Genomic DNA, 18,240 nt, shown 5'->3' with positions numbered 1-18,240 from the left:
TCACGCGTCGGGGCATCGATGCAGCACCTCCTGGGCCAGCTGGCGGTACGACGCGGCACCCGGGGACCCGCCCGCGAACTCGGTGATCGGCAGACCCGCGACCGTGGCGTCGGAGAACTTGACGGTGCGCCGGATGACGGTGTGGAAGACCAGGTCGCCCCACCCCTGCACGAGCGTCTGCAGCACCTCGCGGCCGTGGAGGGTGCGCCCGTCGTACATGGTGCCGAGCAGACCGATGATCTTGAGGTCGAAGTTCGTGCGGTCGCGCACCTTCTCGATGGTCTCCTTGAGCAGCGCCACGCCCCGGAGCGCGAAGTACTCGCACTCGAGCGGGATGATCACGCCGTCGGCCGCCGTGAGGGCGTTCACCGTGAGCAGGCCGAGCGACGGCTGGCAATCGATGAGGACCACGTCGTAGTCGTGCAGCACGGGGTGCAGAGCACGGGCGAGCACCTGCTCACGACCGACCTCGGTCACCAGGCGCATCTCGGCGGCCGAGAGGTCGATGTTGGCCGGGACGAGGTCGAGGCCGGGCACCGCGGTCTCGAGGACGATGTCCTTGAGCGTGAGCTCGCGGTCCATCAGCACGTGGTAGATCGACTGCTCGAGCTCATGGGCGTTGAAGCCGAGCCCGACGGTGAGCGACCCCTGCGGGTCGAAGTCGAGCAGCAGCACCCGACGGCCGGCCTCGACGAGGGCGGCACCCAGGTTGATCGTGGTCGTGGTCTTGCCCACGCCGCCCTTCTGGTTGCACATCGCGATGATCTGCGCAGGCTGCCCACCGCGGCGGGGGGACGGCTCGGGGAAGTCCGGTCGTGGGCGTCCGGTGGGCCCGAGGTCGTCGCTCATCTGTCTCCTTCACGCCGCGTTGGTCGCCTGCCCGGCGATCGTCGTGTCACTGTATCGCGATCCGTGGGTGGCTCTCGGCAGCCGGCGCCCGAAGACCGGCGCACCGTGACCGGCACTCGGTCACCAGCACTCAGTAACCAGCGCGGGGGTGCGACGTCGCGTAGACCTCGCGCAGCCGGTCGACCGTCACGAGCGTGTAGATCTGCGTGGTCGTCACCGAGGCGTGCCCGAGCAGCTCCTGCACCACGCGCACGTCGGCGCCCCCGTCGAGCAGGTGGGTGGCGAAGGAGTGGCGCAGGGTGTGCGGCGAGACGTCGACCCCGACGCCGGCCGCGCGGGCGGCGCGCACCAGGACCGTCCAGGCGCTCTGCCGGCTCAGCCGTCCACCTCGCGCGTTGAGGAACAGGGCTGCGCCACCGGTGCCCGTCACCGAGACGAGCCCCGGCCGCGCGACGGTCAGGTAGTCGGTGATCGCACCTCTGGCGAAGGATCCGACGGGCACGAGCCGCTGCTTGCCACCCTTGCCGCGCAGCAGGGCGGTGCCCTCCTCGAGGTCGACGTCGTCGACGTCCAGACCGACGGCCTCGGAGATGCGGGCCCCGGTCCCGTACAGGACCTCGAGCAGGGCTCGGTCGCGCTTGGCCAGGCTGGTGCCCGCCGCACCGGAGGCCTCGAGGATCGCCTCGACGTCGGCCAGCGGGAGCGCCTTCGGAAGCCTGGAGGCCGGTCGCGGCGGCTTGACCGCGGCCGTGACGTCCTGCGCCACCAGCTGCTCACGCAGGCAGAACTTGTGGAACCCCCGGACGGCCACCACGGCGCGCGCCGCACTGGAGGCGCCCAGGGGTGGGTGCTCGTCGTTCCCGGTGCGCAGGGCCGCCAGGAAGGCCAGCACGTCGGTCTCGGTGACGTCGGCGACGTCGGTGACGTCGGCACCGTGGAGGTGCTCGCGGTACCGCCGCAGGTCACGGCGGTAGCTGGCCAAGGTGTTGGCGGCCAGGCCGCGCTCGACCCCCAGGTGGCTCACGTAGTCCAGGATCGAGCGGTCGAGGTCGCCGGTCCCGGTCGTGGACCCGTCGCTCATCGGGACCGACGGTGGGCGGCCTCGGCGAGCACCGCGGCGCACATCGTCGCGTCGCGCACGCTCCCGTCGAGCACGGCGTCGACGACCTTCTCGAAGGGCACCCACCACTGCTCCATGCCGGCCTCCTCGGCCCGCCGCTCGGTCCGCTCGTCCTCGGGGACCGCGCTGAGACCGCTGGCCCGGAAGATCTGGCAGGCCTCGCTCGTGTACCCGGCGCTCGACAGCAGCGAGATCAGCGGCGCCCACTCGGCGGCCACCACGTCGGCCTCCTCCGCGAGCTCGCGAGCCGCAGCCTCCTGGGGCTCCTCCCCCTCGACGTCGAGGGTGCCGGCAGGAAGCTCGACCAGCCGTGCGGCCACGGGGTGTCGGTACTGCACGACGAGCAGCAGTCGGTCGTCCTCGTCGAGCGCCAGCACGCCGACGGCGCCGTTCGGTCGCACGACGGCGCGTGAGTGCTCGTCCCCCTGCGGGTCGACGATCACGTCGACGTCGACGTCGAGGTACGCGCTGCTGTAGACCCGATCGCTGGAGGCCACCGGCCACGTGGCGGGTCGATCGGCGACGTCGTCGACCAGCTCTCCCGGCAGGGTCGGGTGCGCGCTCACGAGAGGGTCATCCGGTCAGGCCGTCGGGGTGCCTGCGTTGGCCTCGACGCCGTGCGCGGCGGGCTCGTCGACGGGCAGCCGGGTCTCGCGCTGGCGCTGGAGGGCGGCCTTCACGAGACCGGCGAAGAGCGGGTGCGGGCGGGTGGGACGCGAGCGCAGCTCGGGGTGCGCCTGCGTGGCGACGTAGAACGGGTGCACGTCGGCCGGCAGCTCGACGAACTCCACGAGCGTGCCGTCGGGCGAGGTGCCGCTGAAGACCAGTCCGGACTGCTCGAGCTGGTCACGGTAGCCGTTGTTGACCTCGTAGCGGTGCCGGTGGCGCTCCTCGACCTTGTCGGCGCCGTAGACGCCCGCCACGATGCTGCCGGGCGCCAGGGCGGCCTCGTACAGGCCGAGCCGCATGGTGCCGCCCAGGTCGCCGGCGCCCTCGACGAACGCGTGCTGCTCGGCCATGGTGGCGATCACCGGGTCGCTCGCGTCGGGGTCGAACTCGGTGGAGCTCGCCCCGGGGATGCCGGCCACGTTCCGGGCGTGCTCGATCACGATGCACTGCAGGCCCAGGCAGAGGCCGAGGGTCGGGATGCCGCGGGTCCGGGCGAGGTGCAGCGCACCGATCTTGCCCTCGATGCCACGGATGCCGAAGCCGCCGGGCACGCAGATGCCGTCGACGTCGCCGAGGTGCCGTGCCGCACCCGACTCGGTCGCGCACTCGTCGGACGGCACCCAGCGCAGGTTCACCTTCGCGTCGTTGGCGAAGCCACCGGCCCGCAGCGCCTCCGCCACCGAGAGGTAGGCGTCGGGCAGGTCGACGTACTTGCCGACCAGCGCGATGGTCACCTCGTCGGCGGGCTGGTGGACCCGGCGCAGCAGCGCGTCCCACTCGGTCCAGTCGACGTCGCGGAACGGCAGGTCGAGACGGCGCACGACGTAGGCGTCGAGACCCTCGCGGTGGACCACCTTGGGGATGTCGTAGATCGAGGGGGCGTCGCTCGCGGTCACGACGGCCTCGGTGTCGACGTCGCACATGAGCGAGATCTTGCGCTTGACCGACTCGGGGATCTCGCGGTCGGAGCGGCAGACGATGGCGTCGGGCTGGATGCCGATCGAGCGCAGCGCCGCGACCGAGTGCTGCGTGGGCTTGGTCTTCAGCTCACCGGACGGGCCGATGAACGGCACCAGCGACACGTGCAGGAAGAACACGTGCCCGCGGCCGATCTCGTGGCGCACCTGGCGGGCCGACTCCAGGAACGGCTGGCTCTCGATGTCGCCGACCGTGCCGCCGATCTCGTGGATCACGACGTCGACGTCGGGCCCGCCCATGGCGAGCATCCGGTCCTTGATCTCGTTCGTGATGTGCGGGATCACCTGCACGGTGTCGCCGAGGTAGTCGCCGCGGCGCTCCCGGGCGATGACCTCGGAGTACACCTGTCCGGTGGTCACGTTCGCGCGACCCACGAGGTCCTCGTCGAGGAAGCGCTCGTAGTGGCCGATGTCGAGGTCGGTCTCGGCCCCGTCGTCGGTGACGAACACCTCGCCGTGCTGGAACGGGTTCATCGTCCCGGGATCGACGTTGAGGTAGGGGTCGAGCTTCTGCATCGTGACCCGCAGACCGCGGGACTTCAGCAGTCGGCCGAGCGACGAGGCGGTGAGCCCCTTGCCGAGCGAGGAGGCGACCCCGCCGGTGACGAAGACGTGCTTGGTGACGGCGCTGCCCTGCAAGGTGACTCCCGTGGTCGTGGGCCTGGATGCGGCGCAGCGAGGGTGTCGGACGATCCGTGCGGGCCGGCCGGGGCCGTCACTGCTCCACGGGATTCCAGTGTAGCCGCTCCCGACCCCGCCCGTGACCAGCCCGGGCGCGACGCGCCGCGCGGGTCCGTGCTACTCGGGGACGGGTCCGTCGTTGCTGCGCGACGTGCCCCAGGAGCCCGTCTCGCCGTCGGCGGCCCGCGCCAGCGCGAGAGCCGTGACCGCGCGCCCGGCCGCGGAGTCGATCACGTCGATGGTGGAGACCTGCGAGGCCTCCCGCCGCACCACGTCGACGGCCCCGCCCTCGCGGCTCGCCGACGACGGGCCCGCGACGAGGGCACCGGAACCGGAGCCCGCGATCGACCGGACCAGTCCCGACAGGACCTCGGCGGCGTCACCGACGCGCGACGGACCGGTGACGACGACGGCCAGGTCGGCGAAGGCGTCGGGCGCCTCCTCGGCGGCCGTGAGTCCACCTTCGTCGAAGGCGGACGCCACGGTGCGCGCCGTCTCGTCGAGCTCGCCGCCGGCATCGCCCAGCACCGAGCTGCCGAGCGCCGCGCCCACCCGCGTGTACCCCTCGCCGCTGGCGTCGGGGGCCGCCTCCTCGGCGACGCTCTCCGCGAACTGGCGGTTGCCCGGGTCGATGAGCTTCGCGGTCAGGCCCACGGTCCCGGTCACCGTGGCACCGGCCCGCTCGAGGTCCCGGCGCACACCGGCGACCTCGTCGTCGCGTGCGCCGGGCAGCGTCAGCACGACCACCGAACGGTCGTCCAGCGACCCGTCGATGAGGCCGGACGAGGTCCGGGCCGCGTAGCCGTCCTCGAAGGAGGCCAGCGCGGCGTCGCCGCCGGTGCTCGCGCTGCCGTCCTCGGGTGCCGAGAGCGACTCGTCGAGCACGCCCGCTCCGAGTGCGACACCGGCGGCCAGTGCGAGGAGCACGGCCGCGATGGAGACGAGGTGGTACCGGAAGGTGATCATCTACAGCAGTCCTTCGAGCCAGGTTCGGAGATCGCCCAGGCTGTCGCCCAGCGCTTCGTACCAGTCGCGACCGGTCGGGGTGACGCCGATCGCCGCGACGACGGCCAGCACCCCCGCGACCAGGACGAGCAGCACGGGCCAGGCGGGCATGGTGCGTCGGGTGAAGTGGGCCACGGCACGCGCGTCGACGAGCGTGCTCGCCGCGCGCAGCCGGGTGACGAACGAGCTGGCGACCTCGGCGGTGCCCCGCTCGAGGAACTCCACCAGCCCGCGGGGTGCGCCGACCTCGACGATGACGGGTGCGTCGTTGGAGTCGGCCAGCAGGATCGCGAGGTCGCTCGGCGCACCGGAGGCGGTGAACGTCGCGACGTCGACACCGGCTCGCTCGAACCGCTCGTGCCCCTCGCTGCGTCCCGAGGGCGTCACGACCACGACGTCGGCCCCGCTGCGCAGGGCCCGGTCGGAGAGGTCGTCGAGGTGGCCGATGACGACGTCGGGCGTGATCTTGGCGTCGATCAACGCGTCGGCTCCCGCCGTCACGCCGACGACGACGGCGCCGGAGTCCCTGATCCAGCGTCGGATCCGCTTGAGGTCGTCCTGCCATCCGTACGTGCGCGAGACCACCACGACCGGCCGACCGCGCAGCCGGGTCGGGAGCCGCGGGATGCGCGCACCCTCGAGCAGCAGCTCGCGCTCGCGCTCGAGGTGGTCCGAGGCGTTGGCGGTGAGGGACCCCAGGCGGGTGGCGAGGTCGCGCTCGGCGACGCCGAGCCGCTGGGAGCGCGTCGCGTCGTCGACCATGTGGCCCTGCGCGACGAGGACCTCGTCCTTGAAGACCTTGCCGTCCGCGATCCGCACCGTGTCGCCGCTGCGCAGACGCGACCAGATGCCGGCGCCCACGTGGTCGATGAGGGTGACGCCGGCGTCGGCCAGGACCTGGGGGCCGAGGTTCGGGAAGCGGCCCGTCGAGGACTCCGCCGCGTTGAGGACCGCGCGGACGTTGCGGGCCACGAGGGCCTCGGCCTGGCCGCGGTCGAGGTCGGGCAGGTCGACGACGGCGATGTCGCCGTCGCGCAGCGCCTTGGAGGAGGCGTCACCGGTGCGGGCGAAGCGCACGACGCCGACGATGTCGTCGGTCGTGTCGTCGGCTGCACCTTCGGAGGGGCGGGTTCGTCGAGACATCGTCGTCCATCGTGGCACGGGGACCCGCCTCGGCCGCGCAGCGCGGGCCCGGCGCGTCCCCGGCCCACCACCGCGTCGGCTACTGCTGCCGCGCCAGGTCCAGCAGCTCGCGTGCGTGGGCCTGGGCGGCCTCGGAGTCGTCCTGGCCGGCCAGCATGCGGGCGAGCTCGTCGACGCGCGCCTGGCCGTCCAGACGCACCACGCTGCTGGACGTGACGTTGCCGTCGTCGTCCTTGGTCACGTGGAAGTGGTGGTGGGCGAAGGCCGCCACCTGGGGCAGGTGGGTGACCGCGAGCACCTGGGGGCCGCGCGAGAGACGGGCCAGCCGGCGGCCCACCTCGACCGCGGCGCGACCACCGATGCCCGCGTCGACCTCGTCGAAGACGAGCGTGGGGACCGTGGTCCGGTCGGCGAGCACCACCTCGAGCGCCAGCATGAGTCGCGACAGCTCACCGCCACTGGCTCCCTTGGCCAGCGGCCGCGGCGCGGCACCGTTGTTGGCGGCGAACAGCAGCTCGACCTCGTCGAGGCCGTGCGCGGACAGGACGGCGTCGTCGGCCACGCGGACCGCCACCTCGAGTCGGGCCGACGGCATGGCGAGCTGGGCGAGCTCCTCGCACACCAGGGCGCCCAGCCGCTCCCCCGCCTCGCGCCGGACCTCGCTCATCCGCCGCGCGAGGTCGTGGACCTGCGGGGTCAGCCGTGCGATCTCGTCCTCGAGCTCGGCGATGGCCTGGTCGTCGTGGTCCAGGTCCTCCACGCTCGTGGCGGCCTTCTGCTGCCACGCGAGCACGTCGGCGACGCCGGGCCCGTACTTGCGCTGCAACGAGACGATCGCCGCACGGCGCTCCTGGACGGCCGCGAGCCGCGCCGGGTCGACCTCCACCCCGTCGGCGTACGCGCTCAGGTCGGTAGACACCTCGTCGAGCAGGATCCCGACCTCGCGCAGCCGCGTCGTGAGGTCGTCGAGCGTCGGGTCGTGGCCGGCGACGTCCTGGAGGGCCGCGGTGGCGACGGCCACGACGTCGCGCGCGGCCGTCCCGTGGTCGCCCGCCAGGCCTTCGTGCGCCGCGAGGGCAGCCCGGGCGAGTGCCTCGGCGTGGGCGAGGCGCCCCTCCTCGGCGACGAGCTGGTCGTCCTCGCCCTCGAGCGGCTCGACCGCCTCGATCTCGGCGAGCCCGTGGCGCAGGAGGTCGAGCTCGCGGGCACGCTCCTGGGCGTGCTCCGTGAGCTCGCGCACCCGAGCGTGCGCCGCCTTCAGCCGGGCGTGCTGCGGGGTGTACTCCGCGAGCAGGTCCGCGAGCGGCTCACCGGCGAAGGCGTCCAGAGCCGCGCGCTGGGCCGGTCCGCGCAGCAGGCGGTGCTGGTCCGACTGCCCGTGCACCGCGACCAGCTCGTCGGTGATCTCCGCCAGCAGGGCTGCGGGCACGGTCGCTCCGCCGGCGAAGGCCCGCGACCGTCCCTGCGCCGACAGCACGCGACCCAGGACGACCACGTCGTCGTCGACCGCTCCCCCGGCGTCGTCGACGATCCGACCCACCGTGGAGCCGGGCGCGACCTCCACGCTCGCCTCGACACGCGCCTGACGCTCTCCGTGACGCACGAGCCCGAGGTCGGCGCGACCACCACGCAGCAGGCCGAGTGCCGTGACGACCATCGTCTTTCCGGCACCGGTCTCACCGGTGATGACGGTGAAGCCGGAGTCGAGCTCGAGCTCGGCGGACTCGATGACGCCGAGGGAGCTGAGCCGCAGGTGCTGCCACATCAGCGACCCCCGCCCCGTCGCTCGACCCCGCGCTGCTCGGCGGCGCCGCGCCAGCCCGCGACCGGGAGGTCGAACTTGCGCACCAGCCGGTCCGCGAACGGCGCCTCGTGCAGCCGGGCGAGGCGCGCCGGCGTACCGCTGCGACGGACCTCGACCCGAGCGCCCTGCGGCAGGTCGGCGGCGCGGCGGCCGTCGCACCACAGCACCCCCGCGGTGGTCTCCCCCACGACCTCGATCGCCAGGGTCGAGGCGGGCGAGACGACGAGCGGGCGGGCGAAGAGGGCGTGGGCGCTGATCGGCACGAGCAGCAGTGCCTCCACCTCGGGCCACACGATCGGGCCTCCGGCGCTGAAGTTGTACGCGGTCGAGCCGGTCGGGGTCGCGCAGACCACGCCGTCACACCCCCACCGGGAGACCGGTCGGTCGTCGATCTCCACGACCAGCTCGAGCATGCGCTCCCGGGAGGCCTTCTCGACGGTGGCCTCGTTGAGGGCCCAGTTCCTGGCGACGACCTCGCCCCCGACCGTGACCTCGACCTCCACCGTCAGCCGCTCCTCGACCCGGTAGGACCGCTCGACGACGCCCTGGACCACGGCCTGGAGGTCCTCGACGTCGGCCTCGGCCAGGAAGCCCACGTGACCCAGGTTCACGCCCAGGACGGGCGTCAGGGTGCCACGGCAGATCTCGGTGGCGCGCAGGATGGTGCCGTCACCGCCCAGGACGATCGCGAGCTCGCACCCGGCGGCCGCGCCCTCGGTGGCCGGGATCACTCCGACCTCCCCGATGCCGGCGGCCTGCAGCTCGTCGAGGTCGGACTCCAGCACGCAGACGGCGAGCCCGGCCCCTCGTAGGTCGGTCGCCAACCGGGCAGCGAGCGAGGTGGCCTCGGCGCGGGCGGTGTGCACGATGAGCAGGATGCGGCGCGCGCTCATGTCTGGCCTCCCTGGTCGGGGCGGGCACCCAGGGGCCCTGTTCCGATCACGTCGAGGACGTCGCGGCGCTCGAGGGGGTCACCGTCGGGGTCGTGCCGCAGCCAGCAGAAGTACTCGACGTTCCCCGCCGGGCCCGGCAGCGGGCTCGCGGCGAGCCCGCGGGTGTCCCACCCGTGCTCGAGGGCGGCAGCACTGACGCGCAGCACGGCGTCGGCGTGCAGGTCCGGGTCGCGGACGACGCCGTTCTTGCCCAGGTTCCCGCGTCCGACCTCGAACTGCGGCTTGATCATCAGCACGATGTCACCCTTCTCGTCGCACACGGCGGTCAGCGCGGGCATGACCACGGTAAGGGAGATGAACGACAGGTCCGACACGACCACGTCGACGGGGCCGCCGATGTCGTCGCGGGTCAGGGTGCGCACGTTGGTGCGGTCGTGCACCTGGACGCGCGGGTCGTCCCGCAGCCTCCAGATCAGCTGGCCGTATCCGACGTCGACCGCCACGACCTCCCGGACGCCGCGTCGCAGCAGGACGTCGGTGAAGCCACCGGTCGAGGCACCGGCGTCGAGGCAGCGTCGACCTGCCAGCTCGAGTCCTCCGGGCTCGAAGGCAGCCAGGGCACCCAGGAGCTTGTGGGCTCCGCGGGAGGCCCAGCCGGCGTCGTCGCCGTCCTTCACCACGACGGGCTGGTCCGTGCCCACCTGCGTGGCCGGCTTCGTGGCACGCTGACCGCCGACGCGCACGCGGCCGTCCTCGATCAGCTGCGCCGCGTGGTCCCGGGAGCGGGCCAGGCCGCGTCGCACGAGCTCGGAGTCGAGCCGGACGCGGCGGGTCACGATCGCGGGTCCGGCCGTCCCGCGCCGGCGAGCACCTCGCGCAGCGTGCGGTGCGCGGCGTCGAGCACCTCGGGTCGGCGTGACAGCTCGACCTCGTCGAGCCGGTCGAGGTGGTCCAGCTGCTCGAGGAGCTCGGGGTGGCCGGAGCACGCCTCGCGGGCCCGCGCGACGAGGTCCGCCACCGGATCGCCGGCGGGATCGACGTCGGGTGCCTCGTCGCCGTGGGACGCGACGGTCGGGCGGTCGCTCTGCTCGCTCACCTCGTCATCCTCCCAGACCGTCGACGAGTCGGAGGTCGGCGTCGCTCCCTCGGGTGTCGCGCGTCGCCCAGGCGAGTCCGAGGAGGGCGCGGACCGACGCGGTCTCGGCGGGGTCGCCGTCGGTCAGCCGGATCACGTCGCCGTCGAGGCGGGCCGCAGCCCGACCGCACCGCGCCACGTCACCGTCGACGGCCACGTGCTCGTGGGTCTCCACGAGACCCCGCAGGTCCGTCGCCACGTAGGTGGGACGACGCCGCGGGTCGAGGCCGGCGATCTCCTGGAGGTCGCTGACGCCGGTGAGCACGGCGAGGGACGGGATGTCGAGCGCGGTGGCGCCGTCGATGTCGGTGTCGATCCGGTCGCCGACCATGAGGGGTCGACGTGCCCCCGTCCGCCGGACCGTCTCGTCGAACAGGGGCCGCTCGGGCTTGCCTGCGACGACCGGCTCGAGGCCGGTCGCGTTGGCGACCGCCTGAACGAGCGAGCCGTTGCCCGGCGCGGTCCCGCGCGGCGTGGGGATGCTGAGGTCACGGTTGCTCGCGTACCACGGCAGGCCGCGGCCGACGGCGTAGGCGACCTCCGCGAGGTCCGACCAGCCGATGTCGGGGTGGAACCCCTGGACGACGGCGACCGGCTCGCCGTCGGGACCGTCGACCGGCACCAGACCCTCGGACTCCAGCGACTCCCTCAGCCCGGGGCCACCGACCACGAGGACCCGTGCTCCCGGCGCGAGATCGGCGGCCATGAGACGGGCCACCGCCTGTGCGGACGTGACCACGTCGGCGTCGTCCGGGACCGGCATGCCGATCCGTCGCAGGTGGTCGGCCACCACGGTGGCCGGCCGGGACGCGTTGTTCGTCAGGTAGGCCGGTCGGAGGCCCCGCTCGACGGCCGTCTGCAGGGCCGTGGCGGCGCCGTCGACCGCGTCGGCCCCCACGTAGACCACCCCGTCGAGGTCGAGCATCACGACGTCGTGCAGGTCGCAGAGCGGGACGTCGGTGCTCCGGAGCGGCATGGCACGAGCCTACTGAGCCGCCGGCGACCGGGAGCACGTGGTCAGCTCGACGGCGTACCAGCTCTGGGCGCCGCCGGACCCGCGCTGGAACCGGCGACGCAGCTCGCCCGTGACCGAGACGACCGCGCCGTCCGGCAGCCGCACGCAAGTCCGACGCAGGCGCGACGACCAGGCCACGCACTCGATCGTGTCGACGGTCTGCGCCGACCGGGCCGTGCCGCGCCGCGGCCTCGTGCGACGGACGACGAGGCGGAAGGTGACGATCTCGTCGCCACTCGGCAACGTGCGTGCCTCCGGGGTCCCCGACACCCGCCCGGTCAGGGCCACCTGGTTGTGGTGCTGTGGTTCAGACATCCCCCCAGCGTGGCCGCGTCGGCGTCGCGAGCCCAGCCATCCGGCAAGCCCTGTGGACGACGAAGGGCCGGGCGCATCGTCCCTGTGGACGACGGCCCGGCCCTGCGGTGCGCTCGCGCGCAGAGGTCACGACAGCGCGGAGAGGCGCTCCTCGGCATCAGTGATCTTGTTGCCGTCGACCGCCACGACCCGGTGGAACCACTCGACGGCCTCCTCCTGGCGGCCGGCCGCCAGGAGCGTGTCCGCGTACGCGTAGCGCAGGCGAGCGACCCACTCGGACCGGTTCTTGCTGTTCAGCGACTCGGTCTCGAGCAGACGGAGCGCAGCGTCGACCTGACCCAGGTCGCGTCGGGCGCCCGCGACCACGATGGTCAGCTCGACGCCGCCGGCGTCGTCCAGCGCGGCCCGGATGTCCGGGGTGTCGTAGGCCAGCGCCTTCTCCGGTCGTCCCAGGGCACGCTCGCAGTCGGCCATCATGGGCGCGTAGAGCAGCTGTCCGTTCATGCGACGCGCAGCGCGCAGCTCCGACAGCGCCTCGGCGAACTTGCCGGCGGCGTACGCGGTCTCGCCGCACGCCTCGCGGACGAGGCCGTTGCGCTGCGCTCGGGCCCGCGCCGCGAGCGCGTGCTTGTAGGCCGTCTCCGGGTCGGTGGCGACGAGCAGCCCCGCCATCACGAGGTGGCGCGCGACCCGGTCGGCGAGCTTGGCCGGCAGGTTCTGCAGCTGGTCGCGGGCGTACCGGTCCAGGTCCTTCGCCGACACGTCGTCCGGGATCGGCGGACCGTCGTAGACGACCTGGTCGACCGTGCGCTCCTCGCGCTCGGGACGACGGCCGGTGCCGCCCGTCCCGGGTCGCCCCCGGGTGTCACGACGCTCCGGGCGCCCTGCACCGTCGCCTCGCCGCCCTCCGTCCGAACGCCCCTGTCCAGGACGCCCACCACGGGGGCTCTCGTCACGACCACGGCCGCCCGAGCCCGACCGACCGCCAGCACCGGGCCGACCGCTCGATCCGCCTCGACCACCGGTCGATCCACGTCGGCCGTCTCCACGACCTGCGCCCCCACCACGGGGGCCCTTCTGCTCACTCATTCCGACTCCTGCTGAAATGCAGCGAGGCCGCTCCCTGAAGGGAGCGGCCTCGCGCTAATGATTGTCCGGCGGCGTCCTACTCTCCCACGCAGTCTCCCACGCAGTACCATCGGGAAATGCAGCGAGGCCGCTCCCTGAAGGGAGCGGCCTCGCGCTAATGATTGTCCGGCGGCGTCCTACTCTCCCACGCAGTCTCCCACGCAGTACCATCGGCGCTGAAGGGCTTGACTTCCGGGTTCGGAATGTCACCGGGTATTTCCCCTTCGCCATGGCCGCCGAAACTCTATGGAGATATCAATCGATCTACCCGAACAAGCCCCGGCGGGGACCTGATCGAGCATGTTCCCGACTCATATCTCGGGAACCTCACAGTGGACGCGCAGTAATCTTGTAAGAAACAAGCCCTCGGCCTATTAGTACCGGTCAGCTCCATGCATTGCTGCACTTCTACTTCCGGCCTATCAACCCAGTGGTCTGCTGGGGGCCTTACCTGGATAAACCAGTGGGAAACCTCATCTTGAAACGTGCTTCCCGCTTAGATGCTTTCAGCGGTTATCACTTCCGAACGTAGCCAACCAGCCGTGCTCTTGGCAGAACAACTGGCACACCAGAGGTTCGTCCATCCCGGTCCTCTCGTACTAGGGACAGCCTTTCTCAAGTTTCCTACGCGCGCGGCGGATAGGGACCGAACTGTCTCACGACGTTCTAAACCCAGCTCGCGTGCCGCTTTAATGGGCGAACAGCCCAACCCTTGGGACCTGCTACGGCCCCAGGATGCGACGAGCCGACATCGAGGTGCCAAACCATCCCGTCGATATGGACTCTTGGGGAAGATCAGCCTGTTATCCCCGGGGTACCTTTTATCCGTTGAGCGACGCCGCTTCCACATGCCAGCGCCGGATCACTAGTCCCGACTTTCGTCCCTGCTCGACTTGTCAGTCTCACAGTCAAGCTCCCTTGTGCACTTACACTCGAAACCTGATTGCCAACCAGGCTGAGGGAACCTTTGGGCGCCTCCGTTACATTTTAGGAGGCAACCGCCCCAGTTAAACTACCCATCAGGCACTGTCCCTGATCCAGATAATGGACCTAGGTTAGATATCTAGTTCAATCAGAGTGGTATTTCAACGATGACTCCACCCGAACTGGCGTCCGGGCTTCACAGTCTCCCACCTATCCTACACAAATTGAACCAAACACCAATACCAAACTATAGTAAAGGTCCCGGGGTCTTTCCGTCCTGCCGCGCGTAACGAGCATCTTTACTCGTAGTGCAATTTCGCCGAGTTCATGGTTGAGACAGCGCCCAAGTCGTTACTCCATTCGTGCAGGTCGGAACTTACCCGACAAGGAATTTCGCTACCTTAGGATGGTTATAGTTACCACCGCCGTTTACTGGGGCTTAAGTTCTGTGCTTCGCTTGCGCTAACACGTCCCCTTAACCTTCCAGCACCGGGCAGGAGTCAGTCCGTATACGGCGTCTTTCGACTTAGCACGGACCTGTGTTTTTAGTAAACAGTCGCTTGGGCCTGGTCTCTGCGGCCTTCAACGCTTCGTGGAGCAAGTCCACTCACGAATCCGGCCCCCCTTCTCCCGAAGTTACGGGGGCATTTTGCCGAGTTCCTTAACCATGATTCACTCGATCACCTTAGTATTCTCTACCTGACCACCTGAGTCGGTTTGGGGTACGGGCGGCTCTGAAACATCGCTAGATGCTTTTCTCGGCAGCATAGGATCACTCACTTCGACTAAATCGTCTCCCCATCAGCTCTCAGGCACATGAACGGCGGATTTGCCTACCGTTCGCCCTACGACCTTGGCCGCGGTCTACCATCGCCGCGGTTGAGCTACCTTCCTGCGTCACACCATTGCTTGCCTAGTACCAGTTCGGGTCATGCGCTCTGCTAGCCAATGCTCCCGAAGGAGCTGGAGGCTAGTTTCGGGCACTTAGCATCACTGGATTCAGCAGGGTCGCTTCAGTGCCGGTACGGGAATATCAGCCCGTTGTCCATCGACTACGCCTGTCGGCCTCGCCTTAGGTCCCGACTTACCCAGGGAAGATTAGCTTGACCCTGGAACCCTTGGTCATTCGGTGGAGGAGTTTCTCACTCCTCATTCGCTACTCATGCCTGCATTCTCACTCGTGTGGCGTCCACGGCTGGGTCACCCCGCCGCTTCGCTCGCCACACGACGCTCCCCTACCCATCCGCACACCTGGACCCCAAAGGGCCGGGTACATGTACGAATGCCATAGCTTCGGTGGATTGCTTGAGCCCCGCTAAATTGTCGGCGCGAAATCACTTGACCAGTGAGCTATTACGCACTCTTTCAAGGGTGGCTGCTTCTAAGCCAACCTCCTGGTTGTCTCTGCGACTTCACATCCTTTTCCACTTAGCAATCTCTTTGGGACCTTAGCTGATGGTCTGGGCTGTTTCCCTCTCGACTACGGAGCTTATCCCCCGCAGTCTCACTGCTGCGCTCTCACTTACCGGCATTCGGAGTTTGGCTGAGTTCAGTAAGCTTGTAGGCCCCCTAGCCCATCCAGTGCTCTACCTCCGGCAAGAAACACGCAACGCTGCACCTAAATGCATTTCGGGGAGAACCAGCTATCACGGAGTTTGATTGGCCTTTCACCCCTATCCACAGGTCATCCCCCCAGTTTTTAACCTAGGTGGGTTCGGTCCTCCACGCGGTCTTACCCGCGCTTCAACCTGCCCATGGATAGATCACTCCGCTTCGGGTCTAGATGGTGCAACTCAAACGCCCTATTCGGACTCGCTTTCGCTACGGCTACGGCCCTCGCCTTAACCTCGCTACACCACGCTAACTCGCAGGCTCATTCTTCAAAAGGCACGCTGTCACCCTTCACAAGGAAGAGCTCCAACGGATTGTATGCACATGGTTTCAGGTACTCTTTCACTCCCCTCCCGGGGTACTTTTCACCTTTCCCTCACGGTACTAGTCCGCTATCGGTCATCGAGGAGTATTTAGGCTTAACGGGTGGTCCCGCTAGATTCACACCGAATTTCAGGGGTTCGGTGTTACTCGGGGTAACGCAAAAGAGCCATGAGCTTACGTGTACGGGGGTCTCACCCTCTACGCCACGACTTTCCAGTCGGTTTCCACTTCACTCATGGTTTGTGACTCTTCGCTGATTCGGCAGAACCAGCATTGCGGCCCCACGACCCCCCAGTGACAACGCCTGCCGGCTATCACATCACTGAGGTTTAGCCTCTTCCGGTTTCGCTCGCCACTACTTCCGGAATCACGGTTGTTTTCTCTTCCTGCGGGTACTGAGATGTTTCACTTCCCCGCGTTCCCTCCAGCTGCCCTATGTGTTCAGGCAGAGGTACCTGGACTTTCCTCCAGGTGGGTTTCCCCATTCGGACATCCCCGGATCACAGGTCGGTTGTCACCTTCCCGGGGCTTTTCGCAGACTCCAACGTCCTTCATCGGCTCTCGATGCCAAGGCATCCACCATGTGCACTTAGTAGCTTGTTGTTGCTACAAGATGCTCGCGTCCACTGTGAAGTTCTCAAGATACGTTCGGTCCCGCACCCGAATCGACGCCTGCTCACCAACAGCGAGCGGTTCGTCGGTAGATACGGTCCGAGGAATACAGCCGAAGCTGATCCCTCAGGACCCAACAGTGTGCCAGGCGCGATCACGTTCTCTGCTCGAGGTTCCTGCCCCGAAGGGTGTACTGACGAGCATCGTCAGCGATCGTCCAACTAGTCGACGTCCACTAGTGAGCTGCACTGCGTGGAACGAACGTCCACGTTCAGTGCAATGGACTCCCCGGACAAGCCGGACAGCCAAATGCTCCTTAGAAAGGAGGTGATCCAGCCGCACCTTCCGGTACGGCTACCTTGTTACGACTTCGTCCCAATCGCCAGCCCCACCTTCGACGGCTCCCTCCACAAGGGTTGGGCCACCGGCTTCGGGTGTTGCCGACTTTCATGACGTGACGGGCGGTGTGTACAAGGCCCGGGAACGTATTCACCGCAGCGTTGCTGATCTGCGATTACTAGCGACTCCGACTTCATGGGGTCGAGTTGCAGACCCCAATCCGAACTGAGACCGGCTTTTTGGGATTCGCTCCACCTTACGGTTTCGCAGCCCTTTGTACCGGCCATTGTAGCATGCTTGAAGCCCTGGACATAAGGGGCATGAAGACTTGACGTCATCCCCACCTTCCTCCGAGTTGACCCCGGCAGTCTCCTATGAGTCCCCACCATRACGTGCTGGCAACATAGGACGAGGGTTGCGCTCGTTGCGGGACTTAACCCAACATCTCACGACACGAGCTGACGACAGCCATGCACCACCTGTATACCGACCACAAGGGGGGCTACATCTCTGCAGCTTTCCGGTATATGTCAAACCCAGGTAAGGTTCTTCGCGTTGCATCGAATTAATCAGCATGCTCCGCCGCTTGTGCGGGCCCCCGTCAATTCCTTTGAGTTTTAGCCTTGCGGCCGTACTCCCCAGGCGGGGCGCTTAATGCGTTAGCTGCGGCACGGAGACCGTGGAAGGTCCCCACACCTAGCGCCCAACGTTTACGGCATGGACTACCAGGGTATCTAATCCTGTTCGCTCCCCATGCTTTCGCTCCTCAGCGTCAGGTAATGCCCAGAGAACCGCCTTCGCCACCGGTGTTCCTCCTGATATCTGCGCATTCCACCGCTACACCAGGAATTCCGTTCTCCCCTGCATACCTCTAGTCTGCCCGTATCGGAAGCACGCTCAGGGTTGAGCCCTGAGTTTTCACTCCCGACGCGACAGACCGCCTACGAGCCCTTTACGCCCAATAATTCCGGACAACGCTCGGACCCTACGTATTACCGCGGCTGCTGGCACGTAGTTGGCCGGTCCTTCTTCTGCGGGTACCGTCACTTTCGCTTCGTCCCCGCTGAAAGAGGTTTACAACCCGAAGGCCGTCATCCCTCACGCGGCGTTGCTGGATCAGGCTTTCGCCCATTGTCCAATATTCCCCACTGCTGCCTCCCGTAGGAGTCTGGGCCGTGTCTCAGTCCCAGTGTGGCCGGTCACCCTCTCAGGCCGGCTACCCGTCGTCGCCTTGGTGGGCCATTACCCACACCAACTAGCTGATAGGCCGCGAGCCCATCCCTCTCCGCCGGAGCTTTCCACTTCCAATCATGCAAAAGGAAGTCATATTCGGCATTAGACGTCGTTTCCAACGCTTATTCCGAAGAGAAGGGCAGGTTGCTCACGTGTTACTCACCCGTTCGCCGCTCGTGTACCACCGAAGTGGCCTTACCGCTCGACTTGCATGTGTTAAGCACGCCGCCAGCGTTCGTCCTGAGCCAGGATCAAACTCTCCGTTGAAAATGCACCCCCAAAGGGAGCTACATCACTACTTGGTTTGATTCCTGAGAACTGACTGCTGACAGTCAATTGTCGGAATTTCAAAACTCGCCACAGCATCAAGACCACAAGGGCCCCGACACCACAGACGAGGGTTACTACTGATTATCTCGTCGACTTTTGGCACACTGTTGAGTTCTCAAGGATCAGACGCACA

The 18,240-nt window shown here is 68.3% G+C and carries 13 protein-coding genes and 3 rRNA genes; all 16 read right to left on the bottom strand.

What is annotated here, in order from left to right; all coding sequences use genetic code 11:
• The 16 genes from ASF37_RS00080 to ASF37_RS00005 all read right to left on the bottom strand — a co-directional run bounded on the left by ASF37_RS00080 (position 1) and on the right by ASF37_RS00005 (position 18,044).
• Positions 1 to 849, bottom strand: a complete 849-nt coding sequence (locus tag ASF37_RS00080; protein ID WP_055968427.1) for a ParA family protein — start codon at positions 847 to 849, stop codon at positions 1 to 3.
• A gap of 130 nt (positions 850 to 979) precedes the next feature.
• Positions 980 to 1,930: a site-specific tyrosine recombinase XerD gene (gene xerD / locus ASF37_RS00075; protein ID WP_056579137.1), complete on the bottom strand. Its 951-nt coding sequence runs from the start codon at positions 1,928 to 1,930 to the stop codon at positions 980 to 982.
• Positions 1,927 to 2,535, bottom strand: coding sequence for an NUDIX domain-containing protein (locus ASF37_RS00070; RefSeq protein ID WP_055968429.1), 609 nt, complete (start codon positions 2,533 to 2,535; stop codon positions 1,927 to 1,929). Before ASF37_RS00070 ends, xerD begins: the two co-directional genes overlap by 4 nt.
• A 15-nt stretch (positions 2,536 to 2,550) precedes the next feature.
• Positions 2,551 to 4,254 carry a CTP synthase gene (locus tag ASF37_RS00065; RefSeq protein ID WP_056578432.1) on the bottom strand — a complete coding sequence of 568 codons (1,704 nt, stop codon included), beginning with the start codon at positions 4,252 to 4,254 and terminating at the stop codon, positions 2,551 to 2,553.
• A 159-nt stretch (positions 4,255 to 4,413) separates the two neighbouring features.
• Positions 4,414 to 5,262 carry a copper transporter gene (locus ASF37_RS00060; RefSeq protein ID WP_056554768.1) on the bottom strand — a complete coding sequence of 283 codons (849 nt, stop codon included), beginning with the start codon at positions 5,260 to 5,262 and terminating at the stop codon, positions 4,414 to 4,416.
• Entirely contained in the window at positions 5,263 to 6,444 is a 1,182-nt protein-coding gene (steA, locus tag ASF37_RS00055; protein ID WP_056578429.1) for a putative cytokinetic ring protein SteA, read from the bottom strand. It lies immediately after the preceding gene.
• A 79-nt stretch (positions 6,445 to 6,523) separates the two neighbouring features.
• Entirely contained in the window at positions 6,524 to 8,209 is a 1,686-nt protein-coding gene (recN, locus tag ASF37_RS00050) for a DNA repair protein RecN (protein WP_055968437.1), read from the bottom strand.
• Entirely contained in the window at positions 8,209 to 9,141 is a 933-nt protein-coding gene (locus ASF37_RS00045) for an NAD kinase (protein ID WP_056578426.1), read from the bottom strand. The genes recN and ASF37_RS00045 overlap by 1 nt, the downstream gene beginning before the upstream one ends.
• Complete coding sequence (locus tag ASF37_RS00040) at positions 9,138 to 9,977, bottom strand: TlyA family RNA methyltransferase (protein ID WP_056578422.1); 840 nt, start codon at positions 9,975 to 9,977, stop codon at positions 9,138 to 9,140. The genes ASF37_RS00045 and ASF37_RS00040 overlap by 4 nt, the downstream gene beginning before the upstream one ends.
• Positions 9,974 to 10,237 (bottom strand): hypothetical protein, encoded by a 264-nt coding sequence (locus ASF37_RS00035; RefSeq protein ID WP_056578419.1) that lies wholly within the window; start codon positions 10,235 to 10,237, stop codon positions 9,974 to 9,976. Before ASF37_RS00035 ends, ASF37_RS00040 begins: the two co-directional genes overlap by 4 nt.
• Before the next feature lie 4 nt (positions 10,238 to 10,241).
• On the bottom strand, positions 10,242 to 11,252 hold the full coding sequence (locus ASF37_RS00030) for an HAD-IIA family hydrolase (protein WP_056554783.1): 1,011 nt from the start codon (positions 11,250 to 11,252) through the stop codon (positions 10,242 to 10,244).
• A 9-nt stretch (positions 11,253 to 11,261) separates the two neighbouring features.
• Positions 11,262 to 11,606, bottom strand: coding sequence for a single-stranded DNA-binding protein (locus tag ASF37_RS00025; protein WP_055968446.1), 345 nt, complete (start codon positions 11,604 to 11,606; stop codon positions 11,262 to 11,264).
• Between the two features lie 126 nt (positions 11,607 to 11,732).
• Positions 11,733 to 12,368: a tetratricopeptide repeat protein gene (locus ASF37_RS00020; RefSeq protein ID WP_235499157.1), complete on the bottom strand. Its 636-nt coding sequence runs from the start codon at positions 12,366 to 12,368 to the stop codon at positions 11,733 to 11,735.
• Between the two features lie 490 nt (positions 12,369 to 12,858).
• A 5S ribosomal RNA gene (rrf, locus tag ASF37_RS00015) occupies positions 12,859 to 12,975 on the bottom strand.
• A 113-nt stretch (positions 12,976 to 13,088) separates the two neighbouring features.
• A 23S ribosomal RNA gene (locus ASF37_RS00010) occupies positions 13,089 to 16,196 on the bottom strand.
• Positions 16,197 to 16,525: 329 nt separating this feature from the next.
• Positions 16,526 to 18,044 (bottom strand): 16S ribosomal RNA (locus ASF37_RS00005).
• The 16S, 23S and 5S rRNA genes sit together here, the layout of an rRNA operon.
• Between the last annotated feature and the right edge of the window lie 196 nt (positions 18,045 to 18,240).

The sequence above is a fragment of the Aeromicrobium sp. Leaf289 genome (assembly GCF_001423335.1).
Lineage (GTDB): Bacteria > Actinomycetota > Actinomycetes > Propionibacteriales > Nocardioidaceae > Aeromicrobium.
Note: the sequence above shows the minus strand (reverse complement) of the source record. Positions and strands in the feature narration are given on the sequence as shown.